The 18,871-nt window shown below is 30.8% G+C and carries 15 protein-coding genes, 1 pseudogene and 1 riboswitch; of the genes and pseudogenes, 11 read left to right on the forward strand and 5 right to left on the reverse strand.

Translation table 11 applies throughout. The features are described 5' to 3' along the window. Positions 1 to 315 precede the first annotated feature (315 nt). Together RCG18_RS11140 and RCG18_RS11145 are read left to right on the forward strand one after the other, a co-directional pair. Entirely contained in the window at positions 316 to 1,167 is an 852-nt protein-coding gene (locus tag RCG18_RS11140) for a YitT family protein (protein WP_308041359.1), read from the forward strand. 181 nt (positions 1,168 to 1,348) lie between these two features. After that, complete coding sequence (locus tag RCG18_RS11145) at positions 1,349 to 1,978, forward strand: DUF3793 family protein (protein ID WP_308041360.1); 630 nt, start codon at positions 1,349 to 1,351, stop codon at positions 1,976 to 1,978. Between the two features lie 90 nt (positions 1,979 to 2,068). On the opposite strand, the gene RCG18_RS11150 is transcribed toward RCG18_RS11145, so the two are convergent. Together RCG18_RS11150 and RCG18_RS11155 are read right to left on the reverse strand one after the other, a co-directional pair. Further along, positions 2,069 to 2,860: a metal ABC transporter permease gene (locus RCG18_RS11150; RefSeq protein WP_308041361.1), complete on the reverse strand. Its 792-nt coding sequence runs from the start codon at positions 2,858 to 2,860 to the stop codon at positions 2,069 to 2,071. 200 nt (positions 2,861 to 3,060) lie between these two features. Next, the gene (locus RCG18_RS11155) at positions 3,061 to 3,714 is read right to left on the reverse strand and encodes a metal ABC transporter ATP-binding protein (protein WP_308041362.1); all 654 of its coding nucleotides are present in this window, start codon (positions 3,712 to 3,714) and stop codon (positions 3,061 to 3,063) included. 213 nt (positions 3,715 to 3,927) lie between these two features. Between RCG18_RS11155 and RCG18_RS11160 the strand changes: the two genes are divergently transcribed. The 8 genes from RCG18_RS11160 to RCG18_RS11195 all read left to right on the forward strand — a co-directional run bounded on the left by RCG18_RS11160 (position 3,928) and on the right by RCG18_RS11195 (position 12,926). Continuing rightward, complete coding sequence (locus RCG18_RS11160; protein WP_308041363.1) at positions 3,928 to 4,860, forward strand: metal ABC transporter substrate-binding protein; 933 nt, start codon at positions 3,928 to 3,930, stop codon at positions 4,858 to 4,860. A gap of 197 nt (positions 4,861 to 5,057) precedes the next feature. Continuing rightward, complete coding sequence (locus RCG18_RS11165; protein WP_308041364.1) at positions 5,058 to 6,434, forward strand: PhoH family protein; 1,377 nt, start codon at positions 5,058 to 5,060, stop codon at positions 6,432 to 6,434. Between the two features lie 242 nt (positions 6,435 to 6,676). Further along, on the forward strand, positions 6,677 to 7,675 hold the full coding sequence (locus RCG18_RS11170) for a phosphodiester glycosidase family protein (protein WP_308041365.1): 999 nt from the start codon (positions 6,677 to 6,679) through the stop codon (positions 7,673 to 7,675). Positions 7,676 to 7,717: 42 nt separating this feature from the next. Next, positions 7,718 to 8,743: a hypothetical protein gene (locus RCG18_RS11175; protein WP_308041366.1), complete on the forward strand. Its 1,026-nt coding sequence runs from the start codon at positions 7,718 to 7,720 to the stop codon at positions 8,741 to 8,743. 165 nt (positions 8,744 to 8,908) lie between these two features. After that, entirely contained in the window at positions 8,909 to 9,595 is a 687-nt protein-coding gene (locus RCG18_RS11180; protein ID WP_308041367.1) for a site-2 protease family protein, read from the forward strand. Between the two features lie 37 nt (positions 9,596 to 9,632). Continuing rightward, complete coding sequence (trmB, locus tag RCG18_RS11185) at positions 9,633 to 10,268, forward strand: tRNA (guanosine(46)-N7)-methyltransferase TrmB (RefSeq protein ID WP_308041368.1); 636 nt, start codon at positions 9,633 to 9,635, stop codon at positions 10,266 to 10,268. Positions 10,269 to 10,405: 137 nt separating this feature from the next. Beyond that, positions 10,406 to 11,203, forward strand: coding sequence for a M50 family metallopeptidase (locus tag RCG18_RS11190; RefSeq protein WP_308042007.1), 798 nt, complete (start codon positions 10,406 to 10,408; stop codon positions 11,201 to 11,203). Between the two features lie 220 nt (positions 11,204 to 11,423). Continuing rightward, positions 11,424 to 12,926, forward strand: a complete 1,503-nt coding sequence (locus RCG18_RS11195; RefSeq protein WP_308041369.1) for a leucine-rich repeat domain-containing protein — start codon at positions 11,424 to 11,426, stop codon at positions 12,924 to 12,926. A gap of 154 nt (positions 12,927 to 13,080) precedes the next feature. After that, a riboswitch (cyclic di-GMP riboswitch) is annotated at positions 13,081 to 13,168 on the forward strand. Positions 13,169 to 13,270: 102 nt separating this feature from the next. Here the strand turns inward: RCG18_RS11195 and RCG18_RS11200 are convergent. The 3 genes and pseudogenes from RCG18_RS11200 to RCG18_RS11210 form a co-directional block, all read right to left on the reverse strand. Then, positions 13,271 to 14,131, reverse strand: coding sequence for an alpha/beta hydrolase (locus RCG18_RS11200; protein ID WP_308041370.1), 861 nt, complete (start codon positions 14,129 to 14,131; stop codon positions 13,271 to 13,273). After that, entirely contained in the window at positions 14,128 to 15,288 is a 1,161-nt protein-coding gene (locus tag RCG18_RS11205) for a PucR family transcriptional regulator (RefSeq protein WP_374119132.1), read from the reverse strand. Before RCG18_RS11205 ends, RCG18_RS11200 begins: the two co-directional genes overlap by 4 nt. A 150-nt stretch (positions 15,289 to 15,438) precedes the next feature. Continuing rightward, positions 15,439 to 15,752 (reverse strand): annotated as a pseudogene (locus RCG18_RS11210) (PucR family transcriptional regulator ligand-binding domain-containing protein); the annotation flags it as partial. Positions 15,753 to 15,870: 118 nt separating this feature from the next. Here RCG18_RS11210 and fdrA point away from each other — a divergent pair. Beyond that, positions 15,871 to 18,870 carry an acyl-CoA synthetase FdrA gene (fdrA, locus tag RCG18_RS11215; protein WP_308041373.1) on the forward strand — a complete coding sequence of 1,000 codons (3,000 nt, stop codon included), beginning with the start codon at positions 15,871 to 15,873 and terminating at the stop codon, positions 18,868 to 18,870. Position 18,871: the final 1 nt, after the last annotated feature.

Consider the following 18,871-nt stretch of genomic DNA (forward strand, 5'->3'; position numbering starts at 1 on the left):
ATATGCTATGCTTTAATTTTTTTGTGGATTACTGTTAATTCGTGGAAATTATCTGTAAAATATGAATTTTCTATAATAAGGAAGTAGAGAATTCATTAGAAATAGGGCATATATTAAAGAGATAATATGTTTAATTAATAAATATCAACAAATGGACTTTTAAATGATTGGATACATGGATTAGTCCAATTATGAGTCCATTGACTATTTGAAGGGAATATTATAGAATTTATATAGTAGCTAGAAGGAGTAACAACTACATAATTGTTTATAAAATGGATTAATATATTGTTTTTATTAAGGAGGCATCATTAGATGTTAATTAAAAAGGAAAATCTATTAAGAGTTGCGATGATAGTTATCGGCAGTTTAATATATTCTATCGGAGTTAATATATTTATAATACCACATAAATTTTTGAGTGGAGGGGTAGCTGGTATAGCAATAATTTTACAGTATTTAACTACAATGCCCTCAGGTTATTATGTAATTCTTGTAAATATACCCATATTTTTAATAGGAATAAGAGCTATAGATAAGGAATTTGGTATTTTCAGCTTTATTGGAATGGTAGCAATGTCTCTATCCCTAATATTTACAAGAAATCTTCATAATCTTTATTATATGCCCGATCCCTTACTTTCAGCTTTATGTGGAGGAATCTTAACAGGTCTTGGTGCAGGAATCATATTTAAAAATAGAGCCTCACAAGGAGGAACAGATATTATAGCGGTAGTAGTTAAGAAAAAGTATGGTATGTCCATAGGAAGAATAGCATTTATGATTAATGTAGTAATAGTAACTATGGGAGTATTTATAGGAAGCTTGGAAACAGCTATATATACTTTAATTTCAATGTATATGAGTACTGCAGTAATAGATAAAATAATTCAAGGCTTTGATAAGGAAAAGGTAGTGCTAGTAGTAACACAAAATAGTGATAAAATAAAACAGGTTATACTAGATAAGCTAGGCAGAGGTGTAACTTATCTTTATGGCGAAGGTGCTTATACTGGTGATAAAAAGAAAGTTATATACTGTATCTTAACACCAAAAGAAATTGAACAAGCTAAAAACTTAATTGAAGATATAGATTCAAGTGCAGTAGTATCAATAATGGATACTGCTGAAGTAAAAGGAAAAGGCTTTAAGGCCGCAGCATTTTAAAATATAAATAGCTAAGATTTATCATTCCCCAGATGGTAGTTTGCGCTCCCTAGTTTTAAAGCTAGGGAGCAATTTTTATATAGAGTTATTGACTTAGTGAGATTTTATCCATGTATTGTTATCTATATTTTTCTCTGCATAGGGAAAAATAAAAAACAATATTAGAAGGTAGATGATTATTATGAACAAATCACCACTAGAACAATATATGGATAAGTTGAAGAACATGAATGATAAAGAGTATCTATTTGGCATTATTCTCTATCATGTAGCGCCTACATTACTAAGCGATAAGCCATCCTGTATAATTACATTAGGTAAGAATAAGAGAAACCTGAACTTATTGTGGGAGAGATATAGAGAAGATTTTTTATCTATAAGTAAACTAGAGATATACGAAATAAAGAAAAGATTTGAAAGTAAAACTCTATTTATCTATGATAGAGATATGCTCTCTAAAATTATTTATCAGGATGAAAATATAAAGTTTTTAAAGAAATTTGGTTATGACAAAAATTTAAGTGTAGATGATATGTTGCAATTACTGAAGGAAAGATTTAAATGCTTCTGCCCACATGAAATGGGAATATTTCTAGGTTTTCCATTGAAGGATGTAATTTGTTTTATGGAGCATCCTGATAAAAAGAGTCTGTTATCTGGGTATTGGAAGGTTTATAACAATGTCCATTATGCTGAGAAAAAATTTATCAATTATGATAATGCAAAATATACTATAGTTAAGTCTGTACTACAAGGTATGCCGCCATCTTTAATTGTAAAAAATAAGGAGAGAGAAGTAATAATGTATTAAAAGAGCAGAGATAGTTTAATATCAATCTGCTCTTTTTTAGTAAAGCATTCTTTTATTTATTAGTAAGCCTCTCCTTAATTGCATTTCAATTTAACTTATGGTTTTTTTGCTTAATAGTACTATGAGAAGTAGCGCTACAGATGTTAAAGCTATAGTTCCTCCCGGAGCACTATTAATAAAATAAGACAGAAATAATCCAACAACAATATCTATGAATCCAAAAATTATAGAAAATATTAACGTGGTTTTAAATCCTTTGTGTAATTGTAGAGCTGCAGCAACAGGCATTGCTATCATAGATGATATGACTAAGATACCCATTATTCTTATAGATACGGAGACTGTTGCACCAACAAGTAGAGCAAAGAGATAATTTATAAGCCTAACTTTTACTCCAGCAATTTTTGCCCCATTTTCATCAAAAGTTATATAAAGAAGATGATTGTAAAGTAATGAAAGAGCTATAACTGAGATAATGCTCAGTGCAAAAACTGTATAAAGCTCATTTTTTGAAACTGTTAATATACTTCCAAACAAGTAAGAGTTAACATTAGCATTAGTTTTACCAGTACTTATTAATGTAATGGCTATACCTATAGATAAGGTCATTACAATTACAAGTATTAATTCCGCGTATTTTTTATAATAATCTCTCAAAAGCTCAATTAAAAGACCACATATGGAGGTAAATATAAAAGCACAAATTATCGGATTATATCCAAGAATTAGCCCTAAAGCGACTCCTGCAAAAGAAGCATGAGATAAAGCATCCCCCATCATAGAATATCTCTTAAGTACAAGAAAAACACCTACTGCAGGACATAAAATAGATATAAACACTCCTGCAATAATTGCATTCTGCATAAAACCATACTGTAACATTTTTTCCTCCTTTTAGTCGGAACACTGGATAATTTTGCTTGTTTCCCTTCGGGCACTGGGTAACTTAAGATTTTCGCTTTCGCTCACAAGTTACCCATAAAAGTTCATTTAGAACTTTTACCTAGCAAAATTATCCGTTAAAGTCCAATTAGGACTTTAACCTCCAAAATAATTTTTGTTTTGATAATTTGTTATATTACCTAGGAAACTCTTATAATTCTTTTATATTCTTCTATTGTGTATAAACTTGCAGAACCGCTGTCCATAATGCAAATATGTGTGGAACAATCTAAAGCAGCTTTAAGATTATGTTCTACAGCCAATACTGTTATACCTAAATGTACATTCAAATGTTTAATTATGCTATATATCTCTTTTTGACTTTGTATATCAATACCAGTAGATGGCTCATCAAGTATCAGTAATTTGGGATTACCCATTAAAGCTCGAGCAATGAATATTTTTTGTTGCTGTCCACCAGACATATCTCCTATTAAAGTATTCTGAAAACTTTCCATTCCTACAGCATCTAAACTTCTATGAATTGTTTTTGAATTTCTCAGCCTCAAAATTTTCATATGACAGCTTAACATTTCAGTAACCGTGATAGGAAATTGAGAGTTAAAACTTTCAACTCTTTGAGGAACATATCCAATTCTATCAGTATGTAAAGCTATATTTCCACTAGAAGGATTAAGTAAATTTAATACAAGCTTTAAAAGAGTAGTTTTTGCACTGCCATTTTCACCAAGTATAGATACATAACTTCCATCCCGTATATTTAAATTTACATTATCAAGTATGTATGGTTCATTTCCTGTATATGAAAAATTTAAATTTTTAATTTCAACCATAAATAAGTTTCCTCCTGTTTTATATTTTTCAAAATTTGTAAATAATAACTATTATATTACATAATGTATTCAATAAACAACAATAGTATTAAATATCATTGACAAAAAAAGCATACAATATTATTATATATCCAGATGCAAATTATTTGCAACAACACTTAAAAATTATTTATTATTTAATATAAATAATAAAAATAAGGAGGCTAATATATTATGATAAAAAAAATGGGGCTGCTAGTAATAACACTATTTCTGATGGTTAGCTTAACAGCCTGTGGGAATAAGAGTGGAGATGCCTCTGCAAAAGATAAAAATACTTTTGAAAGTAATGATAAAAAAATTAAAGTAATGACAAGTTTTAATGCTTTATCACAGTTTGCAAAAGCAGTGGGAAAGGATAAGGTTGATGTTCAAGTAATCGTGCCTAATGGAACAGAACCTCATGATTTTGAACCAAAACCTAAAGATTTGGCAAGCTTAAGCAAGGCTCAAATATTTATATATAATGGATTTGGAATGGAAGGATGGGTGGAGAAATCTTTAAATGCAGTAAATAATAAGGATCTAGTGGTAGTTGAAGCATCTAAAGGTTGTGATCCAATAAAAAATACAGATGAAGATTCCATAAAGGAGCATGGGCAATATGACCCACACACATGGATAAGTTTAAGTATGGCTAAAATAGAGTCAAAGAACATAGAAGAAGCGCTAATTAAAGTTGATCCATCAAATAAAGACTACTATGAAAAAAATTATAATGAGTTTGCATCTAAGCTTGATGCTATGCTAAATGAATATAAACAGAAATTTAGTGGAGTTAAAAATAGAAACTTTGTGACTGGTCATGCGGCATTTGCATATTTCTGTAGGGACTTTAATCTAAATCAAAATAGTGTTGAAAATGTGTTTGCAGAAGGAGAGCCAACTCCGAAAAGAATGCAGGAGCTTATAGACTACTGCAAAAAGAATAATGTTAAGACTATATTTATGGAGGATATGGCTAGCCCAAAAGTATCACAAACTTTAGCTAAAGAGGTTAATGCAAAAGTTGAAAAAATATATACCACAGAAAGCCAAGAGGATGGAAAAGATTATTTGCAAAGTATGAAAGAAAACTTAGAAAAAGTTTATGAAAGTCTGAAATAACAGGTTATATACCTGTTATTTTTTTACGGCAAATGTATTAATTTATTAAAAATTAATACATTTATTACATTAGCTGAATATAATAGTAGTAATGGAAGAGGGGAGGTTAAAGTCCTAAATGGGCTTTAACGAGCAATTAGCGAGCGGAAGCGAGTAATCTTAATTGCTCAGTGTTCCGACTAAAAGGAGGAATGATTTTGAAGAAGACCTATGTTTTAGATACCAATGTTATTCTGTACTCACCAGGAGCAATTTTTACCTTTGGAGATAATGATGTAGTTATACCTGAGGTTGTGCTTGAGGAGTTAGACAGTTTTAAGAAAGACAAAAATGACCTTGGAGCTAACGCGAGACATGCTGCAAGGTTGATAGACAGTCTTAGAAAGGAAGGTAAGCTCAATAAGGGGGTAGAACTCCCAGGTGGTGGAAAGCTTAGAGTTGAAATGAATCATTATGATACACAAATTCCACCATCTTGGGACAAAGATAAGCCCGATAACAGAATAATACAGGTATGCAAAGGTCTAAAGGAGCAAGGGAAAAATGTTTGCTTAATTACAAAAGATACTTTTGAAAGAATTAAAGCTGATACAGTTGACATAGATGTAGAGGACTTTCATGAAAAAGTTGTTCCAGAGCATGAAAGCCAATATACGGGACGTATGGATGTTTATGCAACATCTGAGGAAATATCGAAATTTTACCGTAAAAAATTTATGAATGTAGATGATTTGTTATATTATTCAGTTGAACTTGATAAATACTTGAAACCTGATTTAGATAATAATCAATTTATTATAATCCACTGCCTCCATAATCCAAAACAAACAGCATTGGGAAGATTTGATGGAAATAAAGTAGTGCAGCTATATTATAAAGATAATACACCACTGGGAGTTAATGCTAGAAATGTAGGACAAAGATTTATACTAGAAGCATTATATACGGATGCAGAAAAAGCTCCCTTAGTGATAATAAAAGGCCCAGCTGGCACAGCTAAGACGCTTTTCTCACTCGCAGTAGGTTTAGATAAGATTATGGGAGAAGGAAAAGAGCAATTTAGAAGAATTTTAGTTTGCAGACCTAATATTACCATGGATGAAGATATAGGATTTTTACCTGGAACAGAACAGGAAAAAATATCGCCTTTTATGAGACCAGTATTGGATAATTTAGAGATATTAGTGGATTCAGACGAGAAAGAAAGATATAAAAATGAAAAAGAATTATCAGATAAAATAAAAGAGTTATTTGATAGAAGAATTATAACTACAGAAGCAGTTGCGTATTTAAGAGGAAGGTCTATAGTTAAAAACTGGGTTATTATAGATGAAGCACAAAATCTTACACCAAAGCAGGTAAAATCTATTATAACTAGAGTTGGAGTCGGCACAAAACTTATTTTAATAGGAGATACAGAGCAGATAGATCATCCATTTTTAGATTCCAGATCAAATGGGCTCTGTTATGCATCAGAAAAAATGAAAGGAAGTGCTCTGTGTTATCAAGTAACTTTAAAATATGACGAATGTGAAAGGTCTCCATTAGCTTATGAAGCTTCAAAAATGCTTTAAGCATAGTAATCTTGATAAATTTAGCAAGATAAGCGATAAATTTATAAAACAATTAAAAATATATGAGAAATTAAACATCCAAAAAGCATTAAGAAGGTTTTAACCAGAATTATGTCTTTTTGGATGTTTAATTTTTAAATAACAAAGTTTTTGCTATATTTATAACTATTTCTATTTAAAAAATATATCATTTATTGTACAATGTTGTAAGGTATTAAATTTAGAAAGGGTAGGTTTAACGAATGAATAAGAGAAAAACCGAAGGAACTAAGAAAAAGTCAATTTGGAAATTGATCTTAGGTTTTTTGATTTTTGAAATGATATTTACAGGTGCTACTGCGCCTCTAATAGTATTTCATGGACCATTTGAAAATGTAAAGAAGACAATAGTAGGTGCTGCTATGACAACACTTAGCCATCAATATATAGCTAAATTATTTTTATCAGAGCAAGAAATAAATAAAATTTTAGGTGAAAATGTTGTTGAAACCATACAACAGGATAATAAACCTATAGATTTTAAAAATACTCATGATAGTAATATTGAAAGAGAAGATATTAGTGATGGAAGAAAGTTTAAAGGATACATGTTAATTGTACATGATCCTACTAGAGTTAAAGTAGGCTCTAGTAAAAAATTAGGTGTTGAGGGAGAATTAACAAGTCAGATAGCTAGAGACAACGGGGCAGTAGCTGCAGTTAATGGTGGAGGCTTCACAGATAGCTCATCTGGAGATAGTAAATGGACAGGAACCGGTGGAAAGCCTGTTGGAATACTTATGAGTAATGGGAAAATACTTTACAATGATTTAAAGGAAGACGAAGAAAGAGATGTAATGGCTATTACTAAAAATGGAGCACTATTAGTTGGACCCCATACCTTAGGAGAGCTTAAGGAACTTGGCGCTACAGAAGCTATTTCTTTTGGACCTGCAATAGTAGTAAATAATAGAGGGACTATAAAATCCGGTGACGGAGGTTGGGGAATAGCTCCTAGAACAGCTATTGGGCAAAGAAAAGATGGAGCTATACTTTTATTGGTTATTGATGGAAGGCAAACTAAGAGTGTAGGGGCTACACTGAAAGATGTTGAAAATATAATGCTTCAATATGGTGCTGTTAATGCAACAAACTTAGATGGAGGATCATCTTCAACAATGTATTATGAAGGTGATGTAATAAATAATCCTTGCGATCCTTTAGGAGAAAGATCAGTTCCATCAGCTGTATTTGTTAAATAACTGTTGAAGTAAACAAGATAATTATTAGAAGGAGAGTAGGGAATGAAGATTTTTAAAAGGATTTTTTTATGGATTCTTATATCTTTAACCATACAGTTTGCAGGCCTTTTCTACGCTGACAAATATTTATTAGCTACAGATACATCTATCAAGACTAAAAAAGTAGTAAAGAGTGAAATCAAAAAGCAAGATGCAGAGGTGAAGATACCTGATAATGCGACTCATGTTAATGCATCTTTTAACGCAAGATATTTAGCTTACTATGATGGAGATGTTTTAAAAGTAATAAATACAAAAACTGGAGAGGAAAAGAAAGTAGATTTCGAGGACGGAGTGCAAGTTTCATTTTATAAATGGCTTCCAGATAGAAACAGAATGCTTATAGCAGAAAAAGAAACAGGCAAAAAAGGCTCCAGTTTCAAATTAGCATACTATGATGTAGATAAAGATGTTAAGGAAGATATTAAGGAATTAGATTGGGCAGATAAAAAATCAGAGGTAGAAGATATTCAGGCTTCACCTTTGACAAATATAATATATGTTAAAGTAGCAAACAGTGGAAGAAGAAGTAACATATATTGGATTAATATAATGAAAGAAATGAAAAAAGTAGATACAATGGCTTATATGATAGGAAAGATAAAAGTAGTTCCTCATGAAGATAAGCTTATATATGAGGATCTTACTCATCATAGAATATATATAACAGGACAGGATGAACCTCTTGCTATAAATGGAGTAAACACTCCTTCACTAATAGCGGTTGATGATGAAGACAGAGTTTATATTGGTGAAACTCAAGATGATAAGGTTAGCAAAATTTATTATGGCAGTATAAAAGAAGGAAAAAATTCTCTGCAAACCATTGATTTAGGTACTGCAGTAGATAAAGATGCAATATTTGTAAGTTCCCAAGGAAAGGTGTATATAAATGATAATCTTAAGGGAGTTGTCAGAGAGGTTGCTTCGGGAAAAGAATACATTTATCAAGGAAAATTTATTCAAATGTATACTGATGGGATAATATCAGTAAGTGACGGGAAAATGGTAAAAACTTTATTTAACTAAAGATATTTGTAATTATTAGGGGATGTTAGGATGAAATTCTGTTCTAGCATCCCCTGTAAGTTTCACTTTATTGAGTATTGTCAATACTTTTGTTATAATTAAAGTAATTTTGCTTAAGGTATCTGAAAGAAAATAGACTAGCGTACTTACTAGTTATTTTTGAATATGCCTAAATATAGTAACAATGTGAGAAAGGATGATTTTATTTTGAATAACTGGTTACTTGAGAAAATACTTATAATACCAGCTATACTTATAGGTTTTGCATTTCACGAATATGCACATGCATTAGTAGCTGACAGACTTGGAGATAAAACTCCAAAATTTCAAGGAAGGCTTACATTAAATCCGTTTGTTCATATAGATTTAATGGGATTTTTGATGATATTAGTTGCAGGCTTTGGGTGGGCGAGACCTGTGGAAACCAATCCTAGTGCTTTTAAAAATAGATATAGAGATGATTTAAAAGTTTCCATAGCAGGACCAATTGCTAATTTAATTGTGGCATTTTTAGGCGCTGTATTAGCAGTACTTCTATCTAAATTCGGGTTTTTAGGTATGAAAGGCATACCTCTATTATATGGAGTTGTTGGTAGCATACTGGCTGCAATAATACAAATAAATTGCATGCTTTTTATATTTAATCTAATACCACTTCCTGGCTTAGATGGCTTTCATGTACTGAGGGATTTGTTTCCATCGACTTACTATAAGATATCAGATTCCATATATAAATATCAGATGATTATACTAATACTTTTTATAGCAACTCCAATTTCAACTTATATTGTTGGAATTCCGTCACGTCTCTTATTTAGTACATTTATAAGACTTGCTAGTGCAATGATTTAAGACACATGAATTTTTCTACAAAAGAAGGAGGTTTCAGATGAGACTTAGAAAGAAATGGTGGGCAAGACCAGAAATGGAGGCGAGCCCTTTAGTAGTAATAAATCCCAAAGAACTTAAAGGAAAATGGAAGCAAGAGTTTAAAAATAATAATGATATATACTTGGAATTAGGTTGTGGAAGAGGAAGATTTATAACTACTAGAGCACAACAAAATTCTAATATAAACTTTATAGGTGTAGACCTTAAAGATGAAGTTTTAATATATGCATTGAAAAAATTAGAAGAGACTGAATTACAAAATGCAAAGCTTATTCCTATGAACATAGCTGGAATCGCCGAAGTTTTTGAGAAAGATGAAATAAGCAGGATATATATTAATTTTTGCAATCCTTGGCCAAAGGATAGACATAATAAAAGAAGGCTTACCCATCCAAAGTTCTTGACAGAGTATAAGAAATTTTTAAAGCCTAACAGTGAGATATGGTTTAAAACAGATGATACAGAACTATTTGAAGATTCACAGGAATATTTTAAGACAAGTGGATTTTCGATAGAATATCTAACTTATGATTTACACAACAGTGAGTTCAATGAAAATGTAGTTACTGAATATGAGGAGAAGTTTACCTCACTTGGAATGAAAACTATGTTTTTAATAGCCAAGTTAATGTAATCACAAAAAGTAGTTCTGATAAAAAATGAAATATATGATTTAGAGAGAATCTCCTGTTTTGATTTAAAACTAAATCAAAAATGGGGGATTTTTTTGCTTCTTAGTACATTACAATTGACGGAGGGTAAAAACATATGATGACATTTATGATCGAATTGTTAATCAGAACTTGTATAGAAACAGTATATTTTACAGGAATGATTGTTTTAGTCGGATTATTTCTTGGAGCGTTACGAAATAATTCTATAAGAAATTTTCAGAGACATTTTGGAAGTAAGGCATTAATGATAACAGGGCTTATTGGTGTTCCGATTCACGAATTGAGTCACGCCATCGTTGCTTTGTTATTTGGACATAAAATTACTAAGATAAAATTACTTCAAAAACCAGATGAAAATGGAGTAATGGGATACGTACAACACAGCTATAATCAAGGTAGCGTTTATCAGCAGATAGGGAACTTTTTTATAGGCATAGCACCTATATTTGGAGGGATTTTTTCTATATTAGCTTTAATGAGATATATAATACCACAAGCTTATAACAGGTTTATCAATATATTGGTTAAAAGTTTACATGTTACAGTGTTAAGCAAAAGTACAATTGAAGGAATAATTAATTCTTATTCTGGGTTGGTAAAAGTTATATTCTCCTTGAAGAACTTTGAAAATCCATACTTTTATATATTTTTATTTATATCTATATGTATATCCTCTCACATATCTCTAAGTTCTGCCGATATAAAGGGAGCTTTCAGAGGACTGTCGATTATATTTTTAATATTATTTATAGTGAACATTTTAAATTTATCAAAGTATATATTAAATCTTGATTTAATAAGGTATAACATTTTAATAACGGGAGTGCTAATGATAGCTGTAATACTTTCTACAATAACCTTTTTAATAAGTTTAGTTTTTATTCGTATAAGTTAGGAATAAGGATAGAGTCTATATAAATATGAAAGTTTTATTCAGTAAAAAGTTTTTTTCTAAGAATGAAGTAAATTCGATAATTTTGTATTTATTCATGCTTTATTTAATAATTTGAGAGTTAAAAGTTGATAAATAAGTAAAAATCCTATAAGTATATAAATTTTGTTTATCCTAAAGATACAATATAAGAGTTTATATATTCTTATAGGAGATTTATAGAGTGGATAAGAAGCTATATAAAATATTTTTTCTTAATTTAATTATTTTTTTATTAGTGTTAAGTCCTTTAAATGTATATGCACTATCTAAAGATAGAATAAGCAATTCTTTAGATTTAATTAAATTAATGAATGAATCTATTAAGGAGAAAGATAACAAGATAATATATTTTCAAGATAAGAATTTAGAGAAAGCAATTAGAGATAAGATAAATAAACCTAAAGGTGAAATTTATGAGAGTGATGTTAAAGACATTCAGGAGCTAGTCATTCAACATCAAAAAATCTCCAATTTGGAAGGAATACAATATTTAACTAGTCTAAAAAAATTGGATTTATGGTTTGATGAAGTGATTGATATTAAACAGCTAAGTAGTTTAACTAATTTAGAGTATTTACGATTAGGTTATAATAAAATAGTTGATATTAGTCCATTGAGCAACTTAGTTAATTTAACAGAATTAAACTTAGAAAGTAATAAAATCATTGATATAAATCCATTGGCTAATTTGAGTAGGTTAAAAACTTTGAGCTTATATAATAATAAGGTGAGTGATTTAAAGGGTTTAAGTGAATTGAAATATTTAGAAAGCTTAAACTTATATATTAATAATATTGAAAATATAGAGCCTTTAAGCAAGTTGACTAATTTAACAGATTTATCATTAGGAATGAACAAAATATCTGATATTGATTTTTTAAAAAACTTAACCAAGTTAACAACATTAGAGTTAGCTCAAAATTCTATTATTGATATCAAACCTTTAACTTACTTAACTAATTTAAAGTATTTGTATTTATATGGAAATCAAATAACAGATATTAGCCCTCTAAAATCCTTGAAAAATTTACAATACTTACAGTTATCTAATAATAAAATATCTGATATAAGAAAACTAAGTTCACTTACTAGTTTAAAACATTTAGATTTAGATTATAATAAAATAAAAAATATTAAAGGATTAGGAATTCTTACAGGATTAGAAGCATTAACTTTATCACATAATCAAATTGTAGATATAAGTGGATTAAGCCCATTATCTAAGTTGAATCGACTATTTGTTGATAATAATAAAGTTGATAATCTTAAAGGATTTGATAAATTAGAGAATTTAAGAAGTTTGGATATATCTCAAAATAAAATTACGGATATTAGTCTATTAAGGGGGCTGAAAAATTTATCACTGACCAATATACACCTTGAAGGCAATCATTTACCTGAGTATGTATTTAAAGATAAATTAAATCAGCAATTTATTCTGTCTATGTTATCTCCATATATTGATAAGGCTGTTAAGAATTATTATGGTGAGTTTAGACAATATATGAATGCAGGAATTTTAGACATTGAACAAATTGATAGGGGATATAGATTAAAAATTAGAATAGAAACATTTGTAGGACCACATAATCCTCCATATGGAATAGATACTTTAACTATAACCAAAAATAATAGTGAGATAAAAGTAGAAGAATTTAAACATGAAAATGTAAGTGAAAACTAAGATTTTTAACATAAAAGAAATCCCGAAGGGGGAATGTGAGAGGTAAATTTCTTGAAAGTAAAATATTATAAATATAAGTATAATAATATGTGTAAAAAGGGTTAGATAGAAAGTATTCGTGTCAATATTAAAATTGAACTATTAAAAAATAGCGTGCCGATAATAGCAAACTCGTCGAAAGGCGGGGACGCAAAGCTCTGGGTCTAAGGGATATATAATCCTATGATTGCTAGGTTGCCGAAGTATGTAATTATAAAATACCAAAGACAACTCATAATCATAGTCTTCTTTGGTATTTTTTCAGTCTTTTTGGGGTTTCATGAAATACTCGGCACTCCCTAAATTTAGATCTTGTTTTCGAGCCAGTTTACTATCTCATCATAAACTGATATTCCGATATTATTATTTGTATCTCTATCGAAGTCATGAACTTCGCCATAGACTGTTATAAGATGAGACTCTGGAATCATCCTGCTAAGCAGCTTAGATGTTTTAAATGGTACATCAGGGTCAAGGGTTGATGCTGCTAATATTGTTGGTGGAAAATGTTTAAGACTTTCATCCTCTATTGAATATTTTGTTGGATTTTCTTCGTTGCAAAGATATTTTACCCAGGTTCCTTCTTGCCTTGCTTTTATATAGAGTGAAAATCTAAGATTTATCGGACCGTATGTTACTGGAGCTGCTGAGAGAATCTTTTTTATGCTTTCTTCAGGTACTTGAGCTAATTTGTTATAATGTTTACTTGGAATATTGAATTGCATTTCATCAATCCTTGTGTATCCATAAAGGCTTATAATTGCCTTTGGCATTAATATATTATTATTAATCAACATACTACACATCATGAAGGATAGATATGAGCCTGCAGAACGTCCAAATAGTATGTAATTATTATTCTCCAATCCAAATATTTTTTGCTTATTATCTAAATAGTAGAGAATTTCCTCATAAGCTGATTTTAATATTAAACTAAGCTTCGCTTCTGGAGCTAGAGGATAATCAAATGACAAAAAGTCGTATCCCGAATCTAAAAATTTATTTATATAAATTTCTGGCAAATCATCACTAACTCCATAAAGCAGTCCACCACCGTGGAAATATATTATAGTTACATTCTTTCTATTATCTTTAGCTCGATATAAATTCATAGTTAGTTGAATCTTGTCTTCTGTTATAAGGCTAAAGGTATTCGGATTATTCATTTATGCTCCTCCTGTTCAATAAGTTTAAACAGCCTTGAGGCCACTTGGATTTGCAATATTTCCTCTGGGTCTGTTAACTCTATTTTTAATATAGTTTTTGTCTTATCTATCCTATACCTAACTGTCTTAGGATGAAGAAATAGCTTTTCTGATGTAATAATATAGCTTTGGTTTGAATCAAGGAATATTTTTAAGGTTTCAAATAGCTGAGAATAATCAAGTATAAATTTACTAATTTTAGGTGGAATAAATTTTTGAAGTTCGTTTAAACTATTTGACTCTAAGAATAATTTATAGATTCCAAGCTCTTCATAAGACAATATTTTATTAGAATTATGAAATGATCTTAATATCTTTTGAGTATCTAGAACTTCTTTATTAGCTTTAGGTATATCTGACTTCTCTACTTTTGAACTTATACTTATACGGTAATAATAGTCTTTAAACAAGTTGGTTTCAACTAGCGCTTGCATTATTTTTTCAATATTATCTATATTAATACTATCCTTATCATCATTAAAGTTAAATATAAACACAATTCTGTCTGACTTTTCTAGGAAAGCCATATCTTTAAACATCAACTTAAACTTATTTCTTATTTTACCTAAAATTGGAAGCATAAGATTTTTGTCTAGGTTTTTATTCTCATCTACTTGATATAGCTTTATAAGAATTAACTGATAAAACTTGTAACTGCTAATTTCCAAAGATTCTAAGACATCATCAATGTCCTTTCTATCATAGAGTCTGTCGTTTAATAAATCACTAATAATATTATTCTTTTGTTGAAATAAGCTCTGTGATATTACATATTTTTTCAAAAGCTCCATCTGTAAAAATTTTACTGCATTTTCTATTACCATGAAGTCTTCAGAATCAATTGGCTCTGATTCTTCGTGGATAATAAGTTCATAATCATTAAATTCTAGATAAGATATATGAACTCTAATTTGTGTTCCAGCCTTCTTCTGATTGGAAGTATTATAAATTACTTCATAGCGTTCATAGTTAAATTGCATATATTTTTCATTTAAGACTTCGCTTTTACCTAGTATTGTTATATCAGAAAGTTTAGGGTTTGTGCTAATTTCAGTACCTTTTGCAGAATTGATAAAGCTTACATCCCGAAGTATCATTTTTTTGAATTCATAAAGCATCTCTTCAATTGAAGGAATTTTCAGTGCAAGACTTGTAAGTTCACTATGCACTTCATAGTATTTATTTAATAGATACACATTTTTATCTATTATGGGTTCCAGGATATCTAGAATTATAGATTCATATTTTACTTCCTTGTTTATTTGAATTAGAGGAATTGAATGCTTATTACATAATTCAATTATTTTGCTTGGTATTTGATGCACTAGTCTATCTAGTTTAATTATTATTGCACTAATACCGATTGTATGTATTTTTTCAAAAACGAATCTAATTCACTATCGCTCAAATTATGAAGAGCAAAGTAACTTGTAAGAATAACCTCTCCAAATCTTCCCCAATTTTCTATATCAAGAGCTTCCAATACATTTACACCAGATATTTCATTTAATATTCCATCCTTACCTGCGATTACCTTTGAACCGTTAAGAGACTGTGTCTTTAGTACAGCTTTGATATTCAAACTATCACTCCTTTATCCTTAAGAGATAAAAAACATCGCTTTTTTTAGTGTTATGTGCCAATGAAAAGGAAAACAAATGATGATATATTTATATTAACACAATAAAGGAGGATTTCAAATGTTATACACAGTCATTAAGAAAAATAGTTATCAAGATTCTATTAATCTTATGTTGCTTACTAATTCAATTAATACTCTTCACGGTGTAACAAAATGTTCAATCATGATGGGTACTAATGCAAATAAAGATATATTTAAAAATAGTGGACTTCTTACAGTTGAAGCTGAAAGTGCTGCTCCAAGTGATATGGTAATCGTAGTTGAAACAGAGGATGAGAAGGTTGTAGAAAATGTTCTTACTGAAGCTGATAAGTTCTTAAGCGACTTAGCAGTTAAGAAAAAGAAAAATAATGTTGAAAGTGCAACTAGCTTAGAGGCTGCATTAGAACAGATGCCTGATGCAAACTTAGCTCTATTTTCAATACCAGGGGAATACGCAGCAGATGAAATAGAAAAGGCTCTTGACAAAGGATTAAATGTATTTTCATTTTCCGATAACGTTTCATTAGAAGATGAAGTAAGGCTTAAGAAGAAAGCACATGAAAAAGGATTATTATTAATGGGACCTGATTGTGGTACAGGAATTATATCCAGTATTCCAATAGCCTTTACAAACGTAGTAAGACCTGGAAATATCGGTATAGTTGGAGCTTCCGGAACTGGTATACAAGAAGTCACTACTATAATTGACAGACTAGGAAGCGGAGTTGTACATGCAATAGGAACAGGCGGACGTGATTTAAGCGAAGCTGTTAATGCTACAACAGTTAGAGACGCTATACTAGGACTTGAAAATCATGATCCTACAGATGTAATTGTAGTAATTTCAAAACCACCAGCAAAAAAAGTTAGAGATGAAATTGTAGAATTATTACACAGTTTATCAAAGCCTGTAGTTGCAATATTCTTAGGGGAAAAGCCAGATCACCACGAAGGCAATGTATATTTGGCGCATACTCTTGAAGAAACTGCAAGAATTGCAGTAGACCTTGCAAATAACAGAGCTGTAAAGCCAAATTATCTAGAAGAAATAGAATACGAAGTAAAGACTCCATTATCAGCAGATAAGACAGTAAAAGGACTTTACTCCGGTGGTACACTTGGTGCTGAAGCAGGAATGCTTATCTCTGAGGCATTAGAACTTGGAGGATTAACTAAAAAAGAGGGATATATTCTAAATACAAATGGATACGAAGTAATAGACTTGGGAGATGACATGTACACACAAGGAAAACCGCACCCAATGATCGATCCAGAAGTTAGAATTAATAAGATAAAGGAATACGCAAAGGACAAAAACACAGGAGTAATACTTCTAGATTGCGTATTAGGATATGGTTCACATCCAGATATGGCAGGTGTATTGTCAGATGCAATTAAAGAAGCAATACAAACAGCCAAAGAAGATGGAAGAGAACTATACTTCGTAGGTACTGTTTGTGGTACAGAGCAGGATCCACAAAGCTATGAAGCAGCAGTAAAAACATTAAAAGAATGTGGAGTATTAGTAGAGGAAAGCAATGCAAAGGCAGTAAGACTTGCACTTAAATTAAAGGGAATAGAATTCAAAGAAGCTGATAAATACGTAGCAGAAACAAAGGCTGAAAAGAAAGAATTACCAGAAGTTAGCGAAAATGTAATGGAGCTTTTAAATTCTAAGCCACGTATAGTAAATATCGGACTTACAAGTTTCACAGAATCTATCACAGCTTACGGCGGAAGTACAGTACAATACGATTGGAAACCAGTAGCAGGTGGTAACAAAACACTTATAAAAATATTAAATAAACTTTCAAAAATTCAAGAAATAGATAAATTCAATAATGAAGTAATTGAGATGATGAAGAATTCTCAACCTTTCTTAGTTGATGTAGTACCTGCAAAATCAGTAATAGAAATCTTAAATGACAAAGTTATACTTCATGCAGGACCACCAATAGAATACAAAGATATGACTGGCCCAATGCAAGGTTCATGTATCGGAGCAGTATTATTTGAAGGCTGGGCAGAGGATGAAAAGAGCGCAAGAGCATTACTAGAAAGCGGAGAGGTAAAATTCTCACCATGTCATCACGTAAATGCAGTTGGTCCTATGGGAGGAATTACATCTGGTAACATGCCAGTGGTAGTAGTAGAAAATAAACTAGATGGATCAGTTGCATATTGTACAATGAACGAAGGTATAGGAAAAGTTCTTAGATTTGGAGCATTCTCTGAAGAAGTTATAAACAGATTAAGATGGATGAGAGATGTATTAGGTCCAGTATTATCTAAGGCGCTAAAGAAGAAAGAGGAAGGATTAAACCTAAACGTAATTATTGCAAAGGCAATTACTATGGGTGATGAATTCCATCAAAGAAACATAGCTGCCTCACTTAATTTCTTAAAAGAAATTACACCATTAATTACTGAACTTGACATTGACCAAAATGAAAAGTACAGCGTAATAAAATTCTTGGCAGATACAGATCAATTCTTCTTAAATATAATGATGGCAACAGGTAAGTCTATAGTAGATTGTGCAAGAAAAATTATAAGCGGTACAGTAGTTACAACAATGGCTAGAAACGGAAAAGATTTCGGAGTAAGAATAAGTGGAATGGGCGATGAATGGTTCACAGCACCAGTTAACACTCCAAACGGACTATACTTCACAGGATACTCAGAAGATCAAGCAAATCCAGATATCGGAGACAGTGCGATCACAGAGACAGTTGGAGTGGGAGGAATGGCAATGGTAGCAGCACCTGGAGTTACAAGATTCGTAGGTGCAGGCGGATTTGATGATGCGTTAAGAGTATCAAATGAAATGGATGAAATCTGTATTTCAAACAATTCAAACTGGAGCATTCCAACATGGGATTTCAAGGGAACATGCCTTGGAATAGATGCTAGAAAAGTAGTAGCAACTGGTATTACACCATTAATAAATACAGGAATAGCACATAAAAATCCAGGAGTAGGTCAAATAGGAGCAGGAACAGTCCGTGCACCACTAGCTTGTTTTGAAAAAGCAATAATTGCATATGCAAAAAAATTGGGAATAGAAGCCGACTAGA

The organism is Clostridium sp. OS1-26 (assembly GCF_030915445.1).
Classification (GTDB): domain Bacteria; phylum Bacillota; class Clostridia; order Clostridiales; family Clostridiaceae; genus Clostridium_AM.

Bases quoted from the DNA above. Each gene is read 5' to 3' on its own strand.
- RCG18_RS11140 (WP_308041359.1), top strand. From the start codon at position 316: ATGTTAATTAAAAAGGAAAATCTATTAAGAGTTGCGATGATAGTTATC.
- RCG18_RS11145 (WP_308041360.1), top strand. From the start codon at position 1,349: ATGAACAAATCACCACTAGAACAATATATGGATAAGTTGAAGAACATG.
- RCG18_RS11150 (WP_308041361.1), bottom strand. From the start codon at position 2,860: ATGTTACAGTATGGTTTTATGCAGAATGCAATTATTGCAGGAGTGTTT.
- RCG18_RS11155 (WP_308041362.1), bottom strand. From the start codon at position 3,714: ATGGTTGAAATTAAAAATTTAAATTTTTCATATACAGGAAATGAACCA.
- RCG18_RS11160 (WP_308041363.1), top strand. From the start codon at position 3,928: ATGATAAAAAAAATGGGGCTGCTAGTAATAACACTATTTCTGATGGTT.
- RCG18_RS11170 (WP_308041365.1), top strand. From the start codon at position 6,677: ATGAATAAGAGAAAAACCGAAGGAACTAAGAAAAAGTCAATTTGGAAA.
- RCG18_RS11175 (WP_308041366.1), top strand. From the start codon at position 7,718: ATGAAGATTTTTAAAAGGATTTTTTTATGGATTCTTATATCTTTAACC.
- RCG18_RS11180 (WP_308041367.1), top strand. From the start codon at position 8,909: ATGCCTAAATATAGTAACAATGTGAGAAAGGATGATTTTATTTTGAAT.
- trmB (WP_308041368.1), top strand. From the start codon at position 9,633: ATGAGACTTAGAAAGAAATGGTGGGCAAGACCAGAAATGGAGGCGAGC.
- RCG18_RS11190 (WP_308042007.1), top strand. From the start codon at position 10,406: ATGACATTTATGATCGAATTGTTAATCAGAACTTGTATAGAAACAGTA.
- RCG18_RS11200 (WP_308041370.1), bottom strand. From the start codon at position 14,131: ATGAATAATCCGAATACCTTTAGCCTTATAACAGAAGACAAGATTCAA.
- RCG18_RS11205 (WP_374119132.1), bottom strand. From the start codon at position 15,288: ATGCTTTATGAATTCAAAAAAATGATACTTCGGGATGTAAGCTTTATC.
- fdrA (WP_308041373.1), top strand. From the start codon at position 15,871: ATGTTATACACAGTCATTAAGAAAAATAGTTATCAAGATTCTATTAAT.